We start from the raw sequence: 18,900 nt of genomic DNA, 5'->3' as shown, positions 1-18,900 counted from the left end.
CATCCTGCTGAAGTTGTATTGGAAACTGCACCTATGTCTGAAATATTTCCTGATACAGAGGAACATGTTACTGAAACGGTTGAAGGCAATGAACCAGTTGAAGCAAAGGTTACAACAAAAGAACAACCTGAGTCAGAAGAGAAACTGCAGAATGAGAAGGCTGAAGAGCACTCGGAATCCCATGTAGAAATCGTTGAAAATAAAAACGCATTTAAAGACACCGAAGAACCTCCCAGAAAGGAAGATCAAAAACTTGAAAAGCAATCTAAAAAGAAACATGTAGATGCAGTGATTGAAACTGAAGCGCCAGACTTTAAAAAAGCTAAGAAAAAACCTAAATATCAATCCACTTATGATCGAGATGAAGAAGAGCAAGAAATACATAGACGCGGTGGACGTAGTAAATTTAAAAAGCGAAAGGGTGTTGAGAAGTCAGACAAGTTAAGAGAAGCCGAAGAATCATTAAAACATGGTTTCGCATTACCAACTGCACCTGTAGTAAAAGAAGTTTTGGTACCAGAAACTATTACTGTTGCTGAGTTGGCAAAAAGGATGTCTGTAAAAGCTGCTGAAGTAATTAAGGCGATGATGTCACTTGGCGCAATGGCAACCATAAACCAGGTTATTGACCAAGAAACAGCGGTGATCGTAGTAGAAGAAATGGGCCATAAGGCACAAGTCATTAAAGAAGATGCGATTGAAGTAGGTTTAGGCGAATCAATTACCAAGGGAAGTCATACAGAATCTAGAGCACCTGTAGTTACGATTATGGGGCACGTGGACCATGGTAAGACTTCTTTACTTGACTACATTCGTCGAACCAAAGTTGCTATTGGCGAAGCAGGTGGTATTACACAACATATTGGTGCATACCACGTGAGTACACCCAAAGGTAATATTACTTTCTTAGATACTCCTGGTCATGCTGCATTTACAGCGATGAGAGCTCGAGGTGCACAGGCGACTGATATTGTTGTTTTAATTGTTGCCGCAGATGATGGAGTTAAGCCGCAAACTATAGAAGCAATTCAACATGCGAAAGCAGCAAAGGTGCCTATTATCGTTGCAATTAACAAAATGGATAAGCCAGATGCTGACCCTGACCGTGTCATGAATGAATTGTCTGGACATGAAGTTATTCCAGAAGGTTGGGGCGGCGATACTATGTTTATCAATATCTCTGCTAAATCAGGCATGGGTATTGATGATCTGCTTGACGCAATATTACTTCAATCTGAGGTTTTAGAGCTGACGGCGGTTACCGATGGCGCTGCCAAAGGTGTAGTCATAGAATCACGTTTGGATAAAGGGAGAGGCCCTGTAGCAACTGTGTTAGTACAAAGTGGAACTCTTCATAAAGGGGACATCTTGCTTGCTGGCTTCCAGTATGGCCGTGTACGTGCCCTTGTTGGTGATAATGGAGATATGGTTGAGCAAGCCGGTCCATCAATTCCAGTTGAGGTGCTTGGTTTATCAGCGATTCCTCATGCTGGAGATGAAGCAGTTGTTGTTCCTGATGAGAAAAAAGCAAGAGAAGTAGCTTTGTTCCGTCAAGGTAAATTCCGTGATGTAAAACTTGCCAGACGTCAGAAATCAACCATTGAAGGGATTATGGAAAATATGGCTGCTGGTGAGTCAAAAGTGCTTAACGTTGTACTCAAGGCCGATGTTCAGGGCTCTCTTGAAGCCATTACAGATGCCTTAGTGAAGTTATCTACAGAGGAAGTTAAAGTTGAAGTCATTTCAAGTGGTGTTGGTGGCATCACTGAATCTGATGTTCACTTGGCTATAGCATCAAGTGCAATTTTGGTTGGTTTTAACGTCAGAGCAGATAGCAGTGCTAAGAAATTAGCAGAACATGAATCAGTGCAATTGCATTATTACAGCGTCATTTATGATATTGTGGATCAGATTAAAGGTGCTTTAACGGGTATGCTTGCCCCGCAATTTAAAGAAGAAATTATTGGTATTGCTGAAGTCCGTGATGTGTTCAAGTCACCTAAAATTGGCGCAATTGCGGGTTGCATGGTTGTTGAAGGTGTTATTAAGCGCAATAACCCTATCCGTGTGCTGCGTGCCAACGTGGTTATCTATGAAGGAACTTTGGAGTCATTACGAAGATTTAAGGATGATGTGGTAGAGGTTCGCCAAGGATTCGAATGTGGTATTGGAGTCAAAAATTACAATGATGTGAAGCCAGGTGACCTAATAGAAGTGTATGAAACAGTAGAAATTAAGCGTGATTTATAAAGATGGGTCATAATTTTAAACGTACAGACCGTGTCGCTGAGATGATTCAGCGAAAACTAGCTCAAATAATACCTAAAGAAGTGAAAGATCCACGCTTAACAGGTTTCGTGACTATATCCGCAGTAAAAGTTGCTGCTGATATGGGACATGCCAAAGTATATTTTACCGTTCTTAACGAGGATAAAAAAACAGCAACAGCAATTTTAAATGCTGCTGCTAGCTATTTGCGTAGTGTTTTGGCGCGAAGTATTACCTTGCGGACAGTTCCTCAGCTTCATTTTGTATATGATGAATCAATAGAATATGGACAACGCTTAAGTCGTCTCATCGATAAAGTGAATCCGTCAACTTCAGATGATGATGAAAGCAATTAACCCTGTGACAATAAATGGTGTTTTATTGCTGAATAAGTCGGAAGGAATGACCTCAAATACGGCCCTTCAGAAAGCAAAAAAACTGCTAGGAGCGCCAAAAGCGGGACATACCGGAAGTCTAGATCCTCTCGCTACAGGAATGTTGCCTCTTTGTTTTGGTGAAGCAACTAAAGTATGTCAGTTTTTGCTTGATGCAGATAAATGTTACCAGACCACGGGTTTATTAGGCATCAAAACCAATACTGCTGATGCGACAGGCGAGGTAATTACTCGTACGGAAGCATTCAATATTTCTGAGGAAAATTTGCTTCGTGTATTGATGAAACATACAGGTCACATCAAGCAGACACCTTCTATGTTTTCTGCATTAAAACATAATGGAGTACCTCTTTATCGTTTGGCCAGAAAAGGGATCAACATTGAAAGAGCAGCACGTGAGATCCTGATTAGTAATTTACAACTTAACGCATTTGATGGAATTCAATTTTCATTAACTGTGACTTGCAGCAAAGGAACCTATATTCGCAATTTAGTTGAAGATATTGGCGATGCTTTAGGTGTAGGGGCTCATGTGACGCAGTTGCATCGAGTTTATACATCGGGTTTAGAAAATATGCTCATGTATTCGCTAGACGAATTAGAGAGCATGTCTATGTCCGAGCGAGTTGCTTGCTTAATTCCTATGGATAGAGCAGTTGACCATTTAGAGACAGTGACTCTTTCGGATGATGAAATAGTCGCAATTCGCCAAGGCAGAGTGGTACCAAATAAGGTAAATGTTGAAATAACAGATTGTGTTCGTCTTTATGATAAAAAAGCACAATTTATTGGATTAGGTGAACGAAATATACAAGGTAATATTAAAGCGAAACGATTGCTTTCTTTTTAATCTTTTCATGGTTCAAATGAGAGAGTTCACTAAAATATGAAATTTTTTGCACAAAAATAATTTTCAGTACTTGTTTCGTTTGACATGCCTTGGTAGAATGTTCGCCTTTAAATGAATACTTAGTAGTTCCGGGAGTGTATAATGTCGCTAAGCAGCGCAGATAAAGCAGCAATCGTTAAAGAATTCAAGCGTTCTGATAAAGATACAGGTTCGCCTGAAGTTCAGGTTTCTATTATTACAAGCCGTATTAAATATTTAACCGAGCACTTTAAAGAACATAAAAAAGATTTTCATTCTCGACGTGGGCTACAAGAGCTCGTTAATAAGCGTCGTAAGTTGTTAAAATATTTAAAGCGCAACGATGGAACTCGCTACCAAACATTGATCCAAACTCTGGAACTGAGAGATTCTTATTGATTGGTGAGCAAAACATTTCTTTAGAAATGTACTTTATAAAAAAACTTTAAATAAAGGCGCAATTTTCTGCGCCTTTTTTTCGTTATAATTACTTAATGAGGAAGATTACGTGGCTAAGTTTACAAAAGAAATAGCATTTGGTGACCATACTCTTATATTGGAAACTGGTGAAATTGCGCGACAAGCTGATGGAGCAATATTAGCCAGTATGAATGGCACTCAAGTATTAGCTACTGTAGTTGGTAAAAAAGAAGGTGGCGAAGAAAATGGATTTTTTCCACTAACAGTAAATTACCAGGAAAAGTTTTATGCTGTAGGGAAAATACCTGGTGGATTTAATAAACGTGAAGGCAGACCAACAGAAAATGAAACACTAATTTCACGACTGATTGATCGCCCAATTCGTCCTTTATTTCCCGATGGTTTTTGTAACGAAGTACAGGTCATTGTCACGGTTCTTTCTTTAAACCCAGAAGTTTCTTCTGACATTGTGGCAATGGTAGCCTCCTCTGCAGCTTTAGCCCTTTCTGGCGTCCCTTTTAACGGACCAATTGGCGCTGCTCGTGTTGGTTATAAAGAGGGGATTTACTTATTAAATCCAAGTCGCAAAGATTTAGAGCAATCAAGATTGGACTTAGTAGTTGCAGGTACTAAAGATGCGATTTTGATGGTTGAATCAGAAGCAAAAGAATTAAGTGAAGATATTATGCGCGGTGCGATCATGTTTGGTCATGAAATGATGAAAAATGTGATTAAAGCAATCGAAGAGCTCGCAGCACAAGCTGGAAAAACACGCTGGGAATGGACCCCTCCTGAAGTAGATTCTTATTTACAAGAACGAGTTTCAGACATGGTAAAAAATGAAGTTGAGTCAGCATATCTGATTAAAGACAAACAAGAGCGTTATCAGCGTCTTGATGAATTAAAAGAACAAGCAATCGCTGCGTTACAAGCTGAGAATGATGAGTTAAAGGCAGATGTTATCGGCAATATGTTTGTTGAAGTAGAGCGTGCTACAGTACGCAATCGAATTCTTGATGGTGAGCCAAGAATTGATGGCCGCGATCATAAAACAGTCCGTCCTATTGCTATCCGTACAAAACTTTTGGAAAGAGCACATGGCTCTGCGTTGTTTACACGTGGTGAAACACAGGCTATTGTCGTAGCTACCTTAGGTAATGATCGTGATGCACAAATTTTAGATAATATTATCGGCGAAACAAAAGATCGCTTTATGTTGCATTATAATTTCCCTCCTTATTCAGTAGGGGAAACTGGCATGGTTGGTAGTCCTAAACGTAGAGAAATTGGGCATGGTCGTTTAGCAAAACGAGCAATCATTGCTGTATTACCTGAGGCAAATGAATTTCCCTATGTGCTAAGAGTTGTTTCTGAAATCACTGAGTCGAATGGATCAAGCTCAATGGCTACGGTATGCGGAACCAGTCTTGCGTTGATGGATGCAGGTGTTCCGTTAAAAGCACCTGTTGCGGGAGTCGCAATGGGTTTAATTAAAGAAGGCGATCGTTATGCTGTATTAACTGATATATTAGGTGATGAAGATCATTTAGGTGATATGGATTTCAAAGTAGCCGGTACCGAACATGGAATCACCGCATTACAAATGGATATAAAAATCCACGGAATTACCAATGAAATTATGGAGCAAGCTTTAGACCAAGCCTTAGCCGGCCGCTTACATATTCTTGGTATCATGAATAATGCTTTATCTGAACATAGAGAAGAATTATCCCAACATGCGCCACGCATTACTACAATGAAGGTGGCTGAGGACAAAATACGAACTATTATCGGGAAAGGTGGAGCAACGATTAAGGGGTTAATTGAGAGCACAGGTGTATCTATAGATATAGATGATACAGGGGTGATTCAATTATTCTCTCCAGATATGCAAGCCTTGGAGGAGGCACAAAAACAAATTAAAGCATTAATCGCAGAAATTGAGGTGGGTCAAACCTATCAAGGTAAAGTAAGTAAGATTGTTGATTTTGGTGCTTTTATTAATCTTTTACCCGGAAAAGATGGGTTACTCCATATTTCACAAATCTGCAGTGATCGATCGCAAAAAGTCGAATCTGTACTGCAAGAAAGTCAAGAAATCGAAGTGTTTGTTGCGGGTATTGATAAGCAAGGTCGCGTGAAGCTTGAATGGAAAGATAAACCACAGGCAGAAGAGACAACAACAGCTTCTGCTGAAGAAAAACATCATGAAGAAGAGCATCATGAAGCAGCAGAGATGGCCAATCGTGGTGGAGAAGAGGAGTAGAGTGATTTTCCTGGGTGAAGCTTCGCTTCAGCCCAGGCTAAGTGATAGGGGACAGGACGGATTACTTATTAAGCGTCAAGGTTAAGAATTCAGCCCGACTTGTCGGATTATTACGCATATCGCCAAGCATAACTGAAGTAGTCATTATTGAGTTTTGCTTTTCAACACCACGCATCATCATACACAGATGTTTTGCTTCAATAACTACTGCCACACCGCGTGCACCAGTAATAGATTCTAAACAACTCGCTATTTCCGTAGTTAATCGTTCCTGAATTTGTAAGCGTCGAGCGAAGTAATCAACGATGCGTGCTATTTTTGATAAGCCTATTACTTTCCCATTGGGTATGTATCCTACATGACATTTTCCAAGAAAAGGGAGTAAATGGTGTTCACACATGGAGTACATTTCGATATCCTTCACGATTACCATTTCACTCATGTCTGAATCAAAAAGCGCATCGTTAATAATTTCCTCGAGGCTCTCATTATAGCCCTTGGTTAAATAACGCATGGCATTGGCAGCACGTAAAGGAGTATCAACTAACCCTTCTCGCGTTACGTCTTCACCTAATTGTATTAGCAGTTCTTTATATAATTTTTCCATAGTTTTTTTCCTAACCCGGGGGCCAAGTCATGTGACGTCCGCCCAGTAAATGTAAATGAATGTGAAATACTGTTTGGCCGCCATCGGGATTAATGTTAAAAACTAATCGGTATCCTGTGTCACTTATTCCTTCAGTTTGAGCAATTTTTTTTGCCCCTAAAATCATTTTTCCCAACAGGGCCTGGTTTTCATCGCCGGCATCATTCAGCGTAGCAATATGTTGCTTCGGAATAATCAGCAAATGTTTAGGAGCTTGCGGGTTGAGATCACGAAAAGCCATTATCTCATCGTCTTCAAAAACTACTGATGCAGGTATCGCACTTTGTGCAATTTTGCAAAACAAGCAATTCATATGTAATCTCATTTTAATTAAAAAGAGATATTATACATTGCATTACTTATAATGCGACAGCTTCTCTTTGCCTTTTGATGTGTTTTTTCGCATAATAGCCGCTTTTGTATTGCAATTTTGCATTTACGCAATGATTTTTTTAAATAAGTAGAATTCTGCGGGTGTTTTATTTTTGAATTATTCCAAGGGTTTTTTACAGGATAACATGTGTTGAATAATCTAAAAGATGATTTCCTGGCCTTTAGTTTGATCTGAATTAAAATGTCATTATATATTTTTATTTCATTAGAGGGGAGAAGAATAAATGAGTTTAATGAGAATTAGTAGTGGCCGTGATTTGCCAAAAGTAATTAATGTAATTATTGAAATCCCTATGCATAGCGAACCCGTAAAATATGAGGTTGATAAAGAGTCTGGAGTGTTATTTGTTGATCGCTTTCTAACTACTCCCATGTTCTACCCTGTCAATTATGGTTATATTCCTCACACTCTGTCAGAAGATGGAGATCCTGTTGATGTTCTTGTGGTGACCCCAGTTCCTCTTGTTGGTGGATCAGTAATTCCGTGCCGACCAGTGGGTATGTTAAAAATGACTGATGAGTCAGGTGTTGATGCTAAAATTCTGGCTGTTCCTACGAACAAGTTAACTAAAATTTATGAGTCAATTAAGTCACATGAAGATATGCCGCAGCATCTATTGAACTCTTTGGAGCACTTTTTCAGTCATTATAAAGACTTAGAAGAAGGTAAATGGGTTAAACTAAATGGTTGGGTTGGTCCTGATGCTGCGTTTGAAGAGATCATGTCCAGCGTAGCTCGTTTTAATAGTAAAGAGCAACAATAGGATTGCCTATGGCGAGGAAAATTAATGGTTCAGGGTTAAGGACATTAGCCTTTAACCCACTGGAGCAGCTGCGTATTTCTTGCCTTTATAAATTACCAATATCTCTCAAAACGATTGCAAAATTAACTCTATCTCGCTTTCTTTGAAGCCATATGATACTTTATTTCGTGTTATAAAAGCTTGAGGAAATTCGGTGGCATTCCATCTTTCTACATTGTTTATCATACTGGTTTTTTTAATTCTCGTGAGTGCTTTTTTTTCAGGCACTGAAATCGGTATGATGTCGATTAATCGCTATAAGTTAAAACATTTAGTTAAGAAAGAAAATGAACAAGCAATAAGAGTGAACAGAATACTTTCTCGACCCGATCGACTGTTGAGCGTTATATTAATCGGTAATATTTTGGCGAATATTCTTGCCTCAACAATCGCAACGTTGATTGGACAGCATATTTATGGAGATGCTGGTATTGCTATAGCTACAGCGCTTTTAACATTGGTAATTTTGGTATTTGCTGAAATGATACCCAAAACATTTGCGGCGATTTATCCGCAACAAGTTGCATTTGCTACTTCACTACCACTGCAAATACTCCAATTGATTTTTGCACCTTTAGTGTATATTTGTGTTTCCATGTCTAATGGGGTACTGCGTTTATTTCGAATCTCAATTGACAAAATACAAAAGGAATCATTGACTGGCGAGGAATTACGTTCCGTAGTACATGAGGCAGGCGGGTTATTGCCAGTTGAACATAAAAGTATGTTGATTAGCTTATTGGATTTGGAGCAAGCTACTGTAGAAGATATTATGATTCCTAAGTCAGATATTGTGGGTATTGATATAGAAGAACCCTGGTCAGAAATCTTATATCAATTAGAAACAGCAAAACATACTCGTCTGCCTTTATACCGTGATTCAATTGATGATTTGGTAGGAATGATCCATGTGCGCGATATCTTAAATCTGGCTATAGAGAATGAGTTGGATCTTAATAGTCTATTAAAAGCAGCAGATGAACCTTATTATATTCCTGAGGCTACTTCCCTCAACATTCAGATTTTAAATTTTAGAAAAATGAAAAGACGCAGCTCATTTGTAGTAGATGAATATGGAAATATTCAGGGTTTAGTCACTATGGAAGATATACTGGAGGAAATTGTAGGCGAGTTTACTACTGATGTAGCTGCGCTTAGTCGTGATATCATCCCGCAGAGTGATGGCTCAGTTATTGTTGATGCGGGTTTAACATTACGCCATTTAAATCGATTAATGGGATGGAACTTACCTATGATAGGGCCCAAAACGTTAAGCGGTTTAATTGTTGAACATCTTGGTTATATCCCCCCAGCTGAATCATGTTTAACTATAGAAAACTATCGCATGGAAATATTAAAAGTCGGGGACAATACAATTAAAAGCATTAAGGTATTTAAAATAAGTAAGAAGCGAAAATAAAAATGATGCTTTTCCTAGGATTTTGTATCACTTTCTTTTAAAGTGATTACTTGTGCGGTAAACATATAACCACCATTGCGAATAGTTTTAATTAATACGGGTTTTTTTGCATCAACTTCTATTTTTTGGCGAAGCCGACTTATTTGTACATCAATTCTTCGATCAAAAGGATTTAGATCACTGTTTTTAGTGATGTGTAATAGAAGCTCTCTATCCAGGACTCGTTGAGGTTGCTGTACAAAAGTAAGTAGCAAGTCATATTCACCAGCGCTTAATGATAATTCTTCACTGGTATTATCACGAAACACTTGTCTTGATGCAGGATAAAGTCGCCAATTGGCAAAAAGAAGAATTTCTTTTTCATGTGCAGATTGTTGTTGTGCCCGTAAGACGCGTCGGTTAATTGCGCTGACTCGTGCATGAAGTTCTCTGGGTAATAGTGGTTTTATAATAAAGTCATCTGCTCCAGCTTCAAGTACCTTGATACAGGCTTCTTCATCCGGAGCATCATTTATAATGAGTAAAGGTACAGGATAGTTTGTATAGAATTGATGAAGTGCCTGGGGGGAATTTTTTAAAATAGACCAATTAATCAGAATTGCAATAGGTTTTCCTAACCCATTTTGAACCGGTATTAATTGATTTTGTTGAACAATGTGAATGTTAAATTGTGCAAAATATTTCTTAAGATCCTCACTCACAGGATCGTTATCAATAAATAAAAGATAACTAAGTAACGGCATTCATTTAATTCCAGTTTGCTTCGCGGTATTCGCTATAATTTTGGCAAGATTAGTATCGACTTGCAATTAATTTCGCTATTATTCTAAGAGTTATTGGTTTTATTTTCTATCTCTGCTGGATATAGGATTTATCATAAAATGTTTTCAGGATGATGTTTAGGAGAAGGATGATGCAAAACAGGGCAAAGTTTTCAATTTCCACGAATGAAGTTCCTCTACCTTCAAAACAATTACACCAATTATTTTCCAAATTACAGTGTAACGTATGGTTGGAGAGATTCGTTAATTATTTGAATCAAAGTTATGAGACACCTATTGAGTCGGTAGCTGTATTTCATGACTGGAGTATGGAACAGTTGCACGCTGCATTAGATTATTTTTCTAATTCAAAATTTGCTGGTTTGGTTAATGCAATTTTCTTCTATAAGATGCATCCGGATCAATTATTTACTGATGTAATTCATTCTGAAAAGTTAATTTCAGTTCAGATGCGTTTGGAAGTATTACATTATTATATCGAATTAATGCAGCAACAACTGTATGAGATTGCTTTACAAAATGAATTGACTCCAGGAGTCGATTATTTTTTGCATGATGAAGAATTACCCCCAGGTATCATGATCGAAACAAATGAGGAGTTGAAGCAAATGATCCAAACAGCTGTTAAAGGATTAAAACTAAGCTCGAATTTAACTCACTCAAAACAAGTGATTAATTATTTTTATGATCTAAGACGGGCTTATAAATTTTGCTTTAATCCAAATCGTTTCATTGATGCAGTGATGATGCTACACCAAAATTTATTATCCGAGCTCCTGGAACAAGAACGGAACTCAATTATTTTTCAAGAAAAAATGGTGGCCGTCTACAGTCAGCTGACTACTACGGATTGCGTAGATTTATACGGGCATTTTTCCAATAATGATACGCACAGTTTACTCTATACATTTTTTAATATCGCTAGCGGAAGTACTTTTGAGTGGCTGCCTTTATTGAATAGTGAAGAAAAATCAGCAGTAATTGAGGTATTTAATGCCATATGTTGTGTTATGGAAGCGTTACGTATCGAACTAAGAAAGAGGTACCTGCTTACTGAACCTTATCGATATGATGTAGCAAAACCCAAGATGGAAATAGACCTGCGAAATCGTAATGCAGTATTTAGAGTAATTCAAATTTATAAACGCACTCATATAATTGCTGGAGATGTTATTGAACAGTTATTTCAATATATGGAGCAGATCGATTGAGTTTTAGTAAAATATTGGGTGCTCATCTTTAGAAAGTAATTATCAGTTGGGAACTGGCGGTGTTGAACTTGCACCATGCTCTAATAACAAAGCAGTTATTTTTTCCATATCCCCGGTTTCACTTACATTGGTTTCACTTATTTGGAGCGGTGTAAGATTATGGTTATCTTTCGCATTAATATCTATATTCGTATTCTCGATGAGCCAACGCACTACTTTTAAATTTCCTGACTTTACTGCATGATGCAGGACACTAAATCCTGCAGAGTCTGTAATGTGCGCTTGTGCTCCATGTTGCAAAAGGATTTGCACTGCAAAAAGTCTTCCTAATTCAGCAGCAATCATTAAAGGAGTTTTCCCTGTAAAATCCGGGGCGTCTTTATTTGTACTAGACCTACAACACTCCTCCAGGATCTCTTGGTTTGCGTAGCAGGCGGCATAATGTAGAGCCGTCCAACCACTGGAATCAGCTAAAATGGTACCCTCTTTAATTTGTAGCAAAGGAATAACGCATTGTATTTGATTGTTTAGAATTGCGGTATGTATTGGGTAATGAGTATGTTTATTTTGTATGTAAGCGAGCTCCGTATGAGTTGCTAAAATTTCTTTAATTAAGGAATCAAAACCTTGTAGTGCTATTTGATGTAAAACTGTATCACCATTTTTATCTTGATTTAAAAGCTGATTACCTTTTTCTTTTAATAAACTAAAAATTTTTATTTTATTTTGTCTTAGCTCATCCTCGTAAAGGATAGGTAAAATCAATGCGCTAAATAAAGGATATTGTTTCTGCTTATTAAGAATACATGGATCTGCACCTAAAGAAAGCAGCATATGTACTGTATTAATGTTTCCTTCAAGAGCGGCCAGATGTAATGGGGTTAATCCATTTGAATTTTTAGTATTTAATAAAGCCTTATCGATTTTCAAAGAGTGAAGAACACGATCGAAACCCATATAAGATAAAAAAGAAACTAAATTATCGCCATGAAAATTTTGATTGGGTTTACTCATATCATGAGTTGTTTCCGGAAGAACAAAATCTAAATAAAATTCAGTTGCTTGTTTATATTGCTCAAACTGCTCATTTTCGCTCCCTGAGAGATGAAGCTCAGTAGATATATTTTTTTGAAACCATCCTTGTAACAATTCTAGTTTTTTTGATAGGGGTTGATCCATACTAACTCCTATTTCTAAGCATAATAAATCAAAATTCATTTTATTGTCCTTTAATTATCATATTATTAAATCTCGATTGATTTTCTATGTTCTTCTCTTTCAGTAGGTTCTTCTTCTTTTGGTTTTCGAGGCTTCATTTGATCCTGAAATTTCGCTTTGAAATCTTTAAAACTCGTGGCTGCTTTATCCGTGTCAATTTCATTTTCAGTAAGATAAACTTTACCGCCCTTTCCCCAATGGCGATGAGAAGCAAGTTCTTTTAATACCTCTTTCGATTTTGTAGAATCGAAGAAATGAACGCGTTCTTCTATGGATAATTTGCTCATTGCATTCTCAATTCTTTCTGCCTTGGCATTTTTTCCTACTGCAAATAGATCGGCAGCTTCTTTTCTAAATTTGCTAATTTCAGATCGTACCTGTTGGACAGGACCAGTTTCCAAAGCACTAACCGTGTTTTGTAAGTCTTCTAAAATTTTTTGGCGTGCTTCTTTTCCATACGTAATATTAATGAGTTCTTGTTTGTCACGAATATATTGGTTCATCATTTTATCATCTTTACCAAAATTCAAGGTCTTTAGTTGAGTAAAAACATCTTTAAACTCAGGATTATTAATCATAAATAACCGATCTAAAGCTTCTCGTACAGGCATGCGTTTAGCTGGATCTGGGTTAACTAGTCCTACAACCAATTCCTTAAAGGCAGGGCCATGGGGTTCACTGTTAAATAATTGGAAATCAAAATCAAATTTTGCTCCATTGTTTCCTTTTCCCATTGAATTTGTGGCATAAATGTATAAGTTTACTCCAAGAATATAGGCATGAACGGCATCTGCATCAAGTATGGTTTCAGATGGATCAGTTATTAAACCATTGACTTCGGGAGGCCTATAATTATTAGAGTCTAAGAAAGCACCGTATTCATTTCCGGGAAGACCAAGGTGGTACTTTCCATTTTTATCTGTAAAAATAAAAGTTTTAGTATCGCTAAGTTGAAGTTGATCTATGTCATCTATTAGCCAGTTGGTAATTTTTGCATCTGGAAACATACATCCAGCGTCCTGAATATCTAACATACTTCCTGCCATTTGTTCAAAAATTTCACCGGAATATCTTATTAGGTCTGATACTCTTGTTAATTGTTGGCGATGATCGTATACGCTCCCTCCCCCACTATATTCCGTAACATGAATACCTCGAGTAATTGTGTCTCCAGTGGCATGGTCTATGCATGTTGCTTGTCTTTCTGCATGTATTGGGATAAATTTATCACTAAGTTTTTCGCGTAAATGAGCCTCTACATTTCGCGGCATACCAAAGCGATAATCTATTTTTAGGACAAATTCGCTTTGATCACTTAGTTGGGTTATCTTAAAATTTTTAGAGTTGTTACCTCCTAAGAAACTAATTTCATGCTCTTTAATAAATTTACGAAAGGCTTCCGCTTCCGGGCTTTTATCAGATTCTTCATAGAGATTAGCTAACTCTTTCTTGTAATTTTTCTTTTCTAACTCTTCCTTCGTTAAGCCTTTACTTGTATTATTTACTAAGATATCTAATAGTTTATCCGCCTTTTCAGGAGACATATTTGCAATGATTTCGGCAAGAGGCGAAGAGTGTCTTGGCGATGTAACTAAAGAAAAAACGCCCAAACTAGCATATTGATACTGTATTTCTTTAAATAAAAATGCATGGGCTTCGCGATAAGCAGGAGAGTCTGCAAAATGCTTTTGTTTATATTTATAATCGAATTCTTTTATTTTTTCTTGTATTTGCTTTAAAAAATTTTTTTTCCCAGCGTCATCTATTTCTAGATTATAATCCTTTATTAGGTCGTTTATTTCTTTTGTAAATCGCTCCACGTCCTTGGAAGGCAACGCTCCAGGACTAAAAGGAGCTAATGTCTTCATCTCTCGTTTAGGCGGAGGTTTTGGTTTTGGCCATAATTCAGAAATTTTGTTTAACATAGTTTTCTCGTAAAATACAACGGTTTTTCCATATACTTATAATTTTATCAGTTTTTTCAAAAAACGAGCAAAATTACGATAAAAAGAGATAAACTCTTCGTTTAGAGCTTGAGCTTACTAGAACATTTTTAATTCAAGCTCCTTCGAGATGATTAGGAAGGAGGTTTTTTCTTGCAGAGTGTGACTCTCTAATAAGGATTAATTAACGTTTTTTTCTTTTTTCTTCTAAAAAGAACGAGCATAAATATTTAATGATTAAGGCACCCAGTTTTCTTTCTCTGCCTGCTTGCGTTAGTGGAATGCCAATCTTTCGCGAAATTTTAGCTTTCAGGGCAGAGATGCCAATCAGCCTTTTCCAAGAAAAACCGCCTAGATTCATATTCAACTCCCTCATCATTAAATTGAGTGAGTATACTTGTTTTTCTTGGTTTTAAGTAAAAATAAAATAATTTAATTGTTCTTTTATTCGTGTTCGTGCGACGGGCTATTTATATGCCAATTATAAATATAACTGTCGATGCTATTGATGTGTTTTAGTTGGCTTAATAAAGGTTCTTTTGCAAATTGCAATAAATGAAAAATTACATCGTGCTTGGTTCCCCCAAAATCCTCTTCATACCAGTCGTATAATTTAGAGATGATGAGCTTTCCTTCGATGACATTTACTCCTCTAAGCGAATTAATGTAAGTGGAGGCAGCTTGATTTAATTGTTCTTCAATGAGCTTACCCTGATAGATTTTTCTACTAAGATTTGGGGCGCCAATAGTCCCATTGTTTATAGCATAATGGGTGCGAGGATCATTCCAGATCGCTCGAATAATGCGATTATTAATGTCATCTAAAGTTAAAGTAGTATTTTTAATGGTGATTAGATTCGCTCCCCAGGGCCCTATGCTGAATAATCCTGGTGATATATTAATTTCTTGGACCGAAGTAACTGGATAATAATTGGCTATAATTTGAACGGTCAAAGCATTGTATACATTAATCCAAAAGGCTAATTGCTCATCGCGGTTGTAGTTATTAATATTGATTTCTGACATGCTTTTTAAATAATCTTTAAGCAAATTCATGTCTGTTTGTGTCATATGAGCATAATCAACCAGATTGATGTTTTCTTCATTGGTGACAATGCGGCGATTTAGAAAATCTTGCCAAAGCTTATGAGAAATAACTTTTGTTGATAAAGGGCTATTTACCTGCCATTGGGGCCATAAATTTTTGTAAAAAGATGCATTTGCTAGTCCAGAAACGAGAAGCATCAATATGAAAATGTATTTATTGTGGAATACTGTTTTAAACATGAATTATTGCTCTGTTGCGAAGGGCATTTCCTATAGTATTGCCATCCAAAAACTCTAATTCTCCTCCAGAAGGAATGCCGTGCGCCAATTGGGTAATGTTTATTGACAACTCACGCAAAAGCTGGTGAATAAAATGAATGGTGGTTTGCCCTTCTACACTAGGGCTTAATGCCAATATCACTTCTTTAATTTCTTCTTGAATGATGAGATTTTTAAGTCGTGGTAATCCTATGTCTTCTGGTCCTAAGCCATCCAATGGAGATATTTTCCCCATGAGAACAAAATACTTGCCTTGAAAGGCATTGCTTTGTTCTATGGCAGATACATCAGCGGGGCTTTCTACAACACAAAGCAAGGATGGATCCCGATTTGGATTTTGGCAGAGGCTACAAACTTTTTGTTCTGTATAGTTAGCACAACGTTCACAATGATGAATATTATTCATTGCTTGCTCCAGACATGATGCAAGGTGTAACCCTCTCTGTCTTTGATGCTGGAGTAAATGAAACACCATACGCTGTGCTGATTTGGGACCTACGCCTGGCAGACAGCGGAACGCTTCTACCAAGCGGTTTAACATATCCATCTTTAGGACTATTCCTTATCGTCCTTATCACCGCCCATTAAATCAGTTGGAATATTTAGACCCGCTGTTAATTGACTGATTTTTTCTTTAGATGCTTTTTCAATTTTTCGTACTGCATCATTAATTGCTGCAGCAACCAAATCCTCCAACATTTCTACATCTTCTTCCATCATTGTAGGTTTGATTTTCACTTCAGTGGCATCATGTCGGCCATTCATTTTAATAACTACCATACCACCACCGGCTTCACCAGTGACAACTAATTGGCTTAGTTGTTGTTGCGCTTCTTGCATACGTTGTTGCATTTTTTGCGCTTCTTTCATCAGGTTGCCAAGATTTTGATTCATATCCATTATTAAGGCCTCATATGTTTAGATTTAAAATTCGATATATTATAAGTCATCTTTCAGCGGGACAATAGAATTTTTGACCAATTCTGCTGAAAATTCTTGTTGAAGCTGCTGAAACATGGGGTCATTGTTTAATGCAGCTTCTGCTTTGAGTTGTTTTTGATGTGTTGCTTGCTCTTTTTGCTGCGCTGGAGAGGATTGAACTGACTCATCACAGTTAAGAATAATTTTCACTTGATTTTGATAATATTGGCCTAGTGCCATTTCAATGCGTGAGAGTACCGTTGGAGTAAACAGAGATTGGTGCCCTTTGGCCACTCGTAAAGTGAACTCTCGTCCATCTTTTGCAACTAATTCCGCATTTTCTGCTGCATTAAGCGCTAGGCCGGTAAGTTTGAGATGAGGAATAATGTTTGCCCAATCTCTCTCCTCCTGGTTAGTGCTCTGAGGTTGCTTTTCCTTTCCTATATCTTCTGAATTTGGATCAAAATTTGTCAGATTCTGAATTTGCTTTTCCGGAACGCTTAAAGGAGCCTGTACTTGTGCAGAATGAGGCGGTTGTAGCGTAGAGGGAAAGGAATTTTTATAGATTGCTAAAGGTGGAGGTGTTTCTTTAGGAACAGGCCTAAAAGTAAGCATCCGTAACACAGTCATATTAAAGCCAATAATTAAAGTTGGCGCAAGATGAATTTCCTCGCGTCCTTTAAGCCCAATTTGATAAAACAGCTGGATGTCTTCAGATGAAATGTGTTGTGCAAGAGTTATAATTTCCGGTGGAGGACTAATTAGCGGATTATTATCTCCAATAGTGTGGTATATAGCTATTTGGTGAAGATAGTTAAGCAATTCATCCAGAACATATTGAAAATGTCCTCCTTCAATTGAGATACACTGGCTGATTTTTAATACAGCAGAGGCATTTTGCTCGGCCAAAGCGCGTAGCATCTGTAGGGCATAATCTTGTTGAGTATAACCAAGGATCATTTTGACATCATCTGCACGTAATTGGGTATCACAACCAGTAATGGCTTGATCCAAAAGACTTAACGCATCACGCATGCTGCCTCGAGCAGCTTGAGCCAATATATCTGCAGCTTGAACTTCAAAATAAAGTTGTTCTTCCTTAAGAATCAGCTGTAAATGATGGCTGATTAACTCAGTAGCCAAGTGCTTTAAATTAAACTGTAAGCAACGAGATAATACAGTTACAGGAAGCTTTTGCGGATCTGTTGTAGCTAAAATAAATTTAACATGTGCCGGCGGCTCTTCCAGGGTTTTGAGCAGTGCATTAAAACTATGCTGGGAAAGCATATGTACTTCATCAATTAAATAGATTTTAAAACGGCCAATAGCGGGTGCATATTGCACGTTATCCAATAAATCACGAGTATCCTCAACTCGAGTTTTAGATGCACCATCAATTTCGATTAAATCAATAAAACGACCTTGTTCAATTGCATTGCAGATAGTGCATTGCAAACAGGGGTCTGAGCTAATTCCTTTCTCGCAATTGAGTGATTTGGCTAAAATGCGGGCGATACTGGTCTTTCCTACACCGCGAGTTCCGGTAAAAAGATAGGCATGGTGCAATCGTTGCTGATTTAACGCATTGATTAATGCCTTATTTATATGGTCTTGGCCAACCAGTTGGGAAAAGGTGCGTGGTCGCCATTTACGGGCTAGTGCAAGATAGCTCATACATGTTTTCACAAATTGGGCGGTAGCTCTAAGAGCCACACTCCGGCGCTCGAATCAATCGTTACCGCTGCTCCCTTCCGGGCCTGACGGGGTTCACGATCTATCGCCGCGAAGGGACCAATAGAGCCACCATAGTTGAATCGTGAAGAGTAACAAAAAAAAATGAGGATAGCCAGATCTACTAGAAATTAATTCTTAAGACACTTGAATTTTTAAAACATGTCCATACATTAATATATGTTCGTCGGTGGAATTAACTATTTTTATGAACTAATTATTAAAAAAAAATGAAGAAAGTATTTGACACTGTGACTGAAATCAGTAGAATACGCAGCACGCCTTCGGG

At 37.7% G+C, this 18,900-nt stretch carries 17 protein-coding genes, 1 other RNA gene and 1 pseudogene; 8 read left to right on the top strand and 11 right to left on the bottom strand.

Translation table 11 applies throughout. From position 1 onward, the window contains the following. Positions 1-237: 237 nt before the first annotated feature. The 5 genes and pseudogenes from infB to pnp all read left to right on the top strand — a co-directional run. A pseudogene (gene infB, locus Ltuc_RS00085) lies at positions 238-2,250 on the top strand (translation initiation factor IF-2); the annotation flags it as partial. Between the two features lie 2 nt (positions 2,251-2,252). Beyond that, positions 2,253-2,624 carry a 30S ribosome-binding factor RbfA gene (rbfA, locus tag Ltuc_RS00080; protein ID WP_058519339.1) on the top strand — a complete coding sequence of 124 codons (372 nt, stop codon included), beginning with the start codon at positions 2,253-2,255 and terminating at the stop codon, positions 2,622-2,624. After that, the gene (truB, locus tag Ltuc_RS00075; RefSeq protein ID WP_058519338.1) at positions 2,611-3,513 is read left to right on the top strand and encodes a tRNA pseudouridine(55) synthase TruB; all 903 of its coding nucleotides are present in this window, start codon (positions 2,611-2,613) and stop codon (positions 3,511-3,513) included. Before rbfA ends, truB begins: the two co-directional genes overlap by 14 nt. A gap of 141 nt (positions 3,514-3,654) precedes the next feature. Continuing rightward, the gene (gene rpsO / locus Ltuc_RS00070; RefSeq protein ID WP_058519337.1) at positions 3,655-3,930 is read left to right on the top strand and encodes a 30S ribosomal protein S15; all 276 of its coding nucleotides are present in this window, start codon (positions 3,655-3,657) and stop codon (positions 3,928-3,930) included. Positions 3,931-4,039: 109 nt separating this feature from the next. Continuing rightward, the gene (pnp, locus tag Ltuc_RS00065; protein ID WP_058519336.1) at positions 4,040-6,217 is read left to right on the top strand and encodes a polyribonucleotide nucleotidyltransferase; all 2,178 of its coding nucleotides are present in this window, start codon (positions 4,040-4,042) and stop codon (positions 6,215-6,217) included. 61 nt (positions 6,218-6,278) lie between these two features. Here the strand turns inward: pnp and folE are convergent, their stop codons facing one another. After that, positions 6,279-6,824 (bottom strand): GTP cyclohydrolase I FolE, encoded by a 546-nt coding sequence (gene folE / locus Ltuc_RS00060; protein WP_058519335.1) that lies wholly within the window; start codon positions 6,822-6,824, stop codon positions 6,279-6,281. Between the two features lie 10 nt (positions 6,825-6,834). Then, positions 6,835-7,176, bottom strand: a complete 342-nt coding sequence (locus Ltuc_RS00055) for a histidine triad nucleotide-binding protein (RefSeq protein ID WP_058519334.1) — start codon at positions 7,174-7,176, stop codon at positions 6,835-6,837. A gap of 304 nt (positions 7,177-7,480) precedes the next feature. Between Ltuc_RS00055 and ppa the strand changes: the two genes are divergently transcribed. Next, positions 7,481-8,020 (top strand): inorganic diphosphatase, encoded by a 540-nt coding sequence (ppa, locus tag Ltuc_RS00050; RefSeq protein WP_058519333.1) that lies wholly within the window; start codon positions 7,481-7,483, stop codon positions 8,018-8,020. A 193-nt stretch (positions 8,021-8,213) separates the two neighbouring features. Beyond that, on the top strand, positions 8,214-9,479 hold the full coding sequence (locus Ltuc_RS00045; protein ID WP_058519332.1) for an HlyC/CorC family transporter: 1,266 nt from the start codon (positions 8,214-8,216) through the stop codon (positions 9,477-9,479). Between the two features lie 14 nt (positions 9,480-9,493). Here the strand turns inward: Ltuc_RS00045 and Ltuc_RS00040 are convergent, their stop codons facing one another. Continuing rightward, complete coding sequence (locus Ltuc_RS00040) at positions 9,494-10,222, bottom strand: winged helix-turn-helix domain-containing protein (protein ID WP_058519331.1); 729 nt, start codon at positions 10,220-10,222, stop codon at positions 9,494-9,496. A 167-nt stretch (positions 10,223-10,389) separates the two neighbouring features. Here Ltuc_RS00040 and Ltuc_RS00035 point away from each other — a divergent pair, with 167 nt between their 5' ends. Further along, positions 10,390-11,472 (top strand): hypothetical protein, encoded by a 1,083-nt coding sequence (locus tag Ltuc_RS00035; protein WP_083498015.1) that lies wholly within the window; start codon positions 10,390-10,392, stop codon positions 11,470-11,472. Positions 11,473-11,514: 42 nt separating this feature from the next. On the opposite strand, the gene Ltuc_RS00030 is transcribed toward Ltuc_RS00035, so the two are convergent. From Ltuc_RS00030 to ffs, 8 genes are all read right to left on the bottom strand, one after another. Further along, on the bottom strand, positions 11,515-12,690 hold the full coding sequence (locus Ltuc_RS00030; protein ID WP_058519329.1) for an ankyrin repeat domain-containing protein: 1,176 nt from the start codon (positions 12,688-12,690) through the stop codon (positions 11,515-11,517). Between the two features lie 26 nt (positions 12,691-12,716). Further along, positions 12,717-14,615, bottom strand: coding sequence for a protein kinase family protein (locus Ltuc_RS00025; protein WP_058519328.1), 1,899 nt, complete (start codon positions 14,613-14,615; stop codon positions 12,717-12,719). A gap of 202 nt (positions 14,616-14,817) precedes the next feature. Further along, on the bottom strand, positions 14,818-14,994 hold the full coding sequence (locus Ltuc_RS15475; RefSeq protein WP_165480991.1) for a hypothetical protein: 177 nt from the start codon (positions 14,992-14,994) through the stop codon (positions 14,818-14,820). 83 nt (positions 14,995-15,077) lie between these two features. After that, on the bottom strand, positions 15,078-15,920 hold the full coding sequence (locus Ltuc_RS00020) for a DUF547 domain-containing protein (protein ID WP_058519327.1): 843 nt from the start codon (positions 15,918-15,920) through the stop codon (positions 15,078-15,080). Continuing rightward, positions 15,913-16,506, bottom strand: a complete 594-nt coding sequence (recR, locus tag Ltuc_RS00015; RefSeq protein ID WP_058519326.1) for a recombination mediator RecR — start codon at positions 16,504-16,506, stop codon at positions 15,913-15,915. The genes Ltuc_RS00020 and recR overlap by 8 nt, the downstream gene beginning before the upstream one ends. An 8-nt stretch (positions 16,507-16,514) precedes the next feature. Beyond that, the gene (locus tag Ltuc_RS00010) at positions 16,515-16,859 is read right to left on the bottom strand and encodes a YbaB/EbfC family nucleoid-associated protein (RefSeq protein ID WP_058519325.1); all 345 of its coding nucleotides are present in this window, start codon (positions 16,857-16,859) and stop codon (positions 16,515-16,517) included. A 39-nt stretch (positions 16,860-16,898) separates the two neighbouring features. Beyond that, positions 16,899-18,554 (bottom strand): DNA polymerase III subunit gamma/tau, encoded by a 1,656-nt coding sequence (gene dnaX, locus Ltuc_RS00005; protein WP_058521547.1) that lies wholly within the window; start codon positions 18,552-18,554, stop codon positions 16,899-16,901. A gap of 26 nt (positions 18,555-18,580) precedes the next feature. Beyond that, an RNA gene (gene ffs, locus Ltuc_RS14800) (signal recognition particle sRNA small type) lies at positions 18,581-18,677 on the bottom strand. Between the last annotated feature and the right edge of the window lie 223 nt (positions 18,678-18,900).

Origin of the sequence: Legionella tucsonensis, from assembly GCF_001468035.1 — a bacterium.
GTDB lineage: Bacteria > Pseudomonadota > Gammaproteobacteria > Legionellales > Legionellaceae > Legionella > Legionella tucsonensis.
The sequence above is the reverse complement of the archived record's forward strand: the minus strand, read 5'-3'. Positions and strand labels throughout refer to the sequence as shown.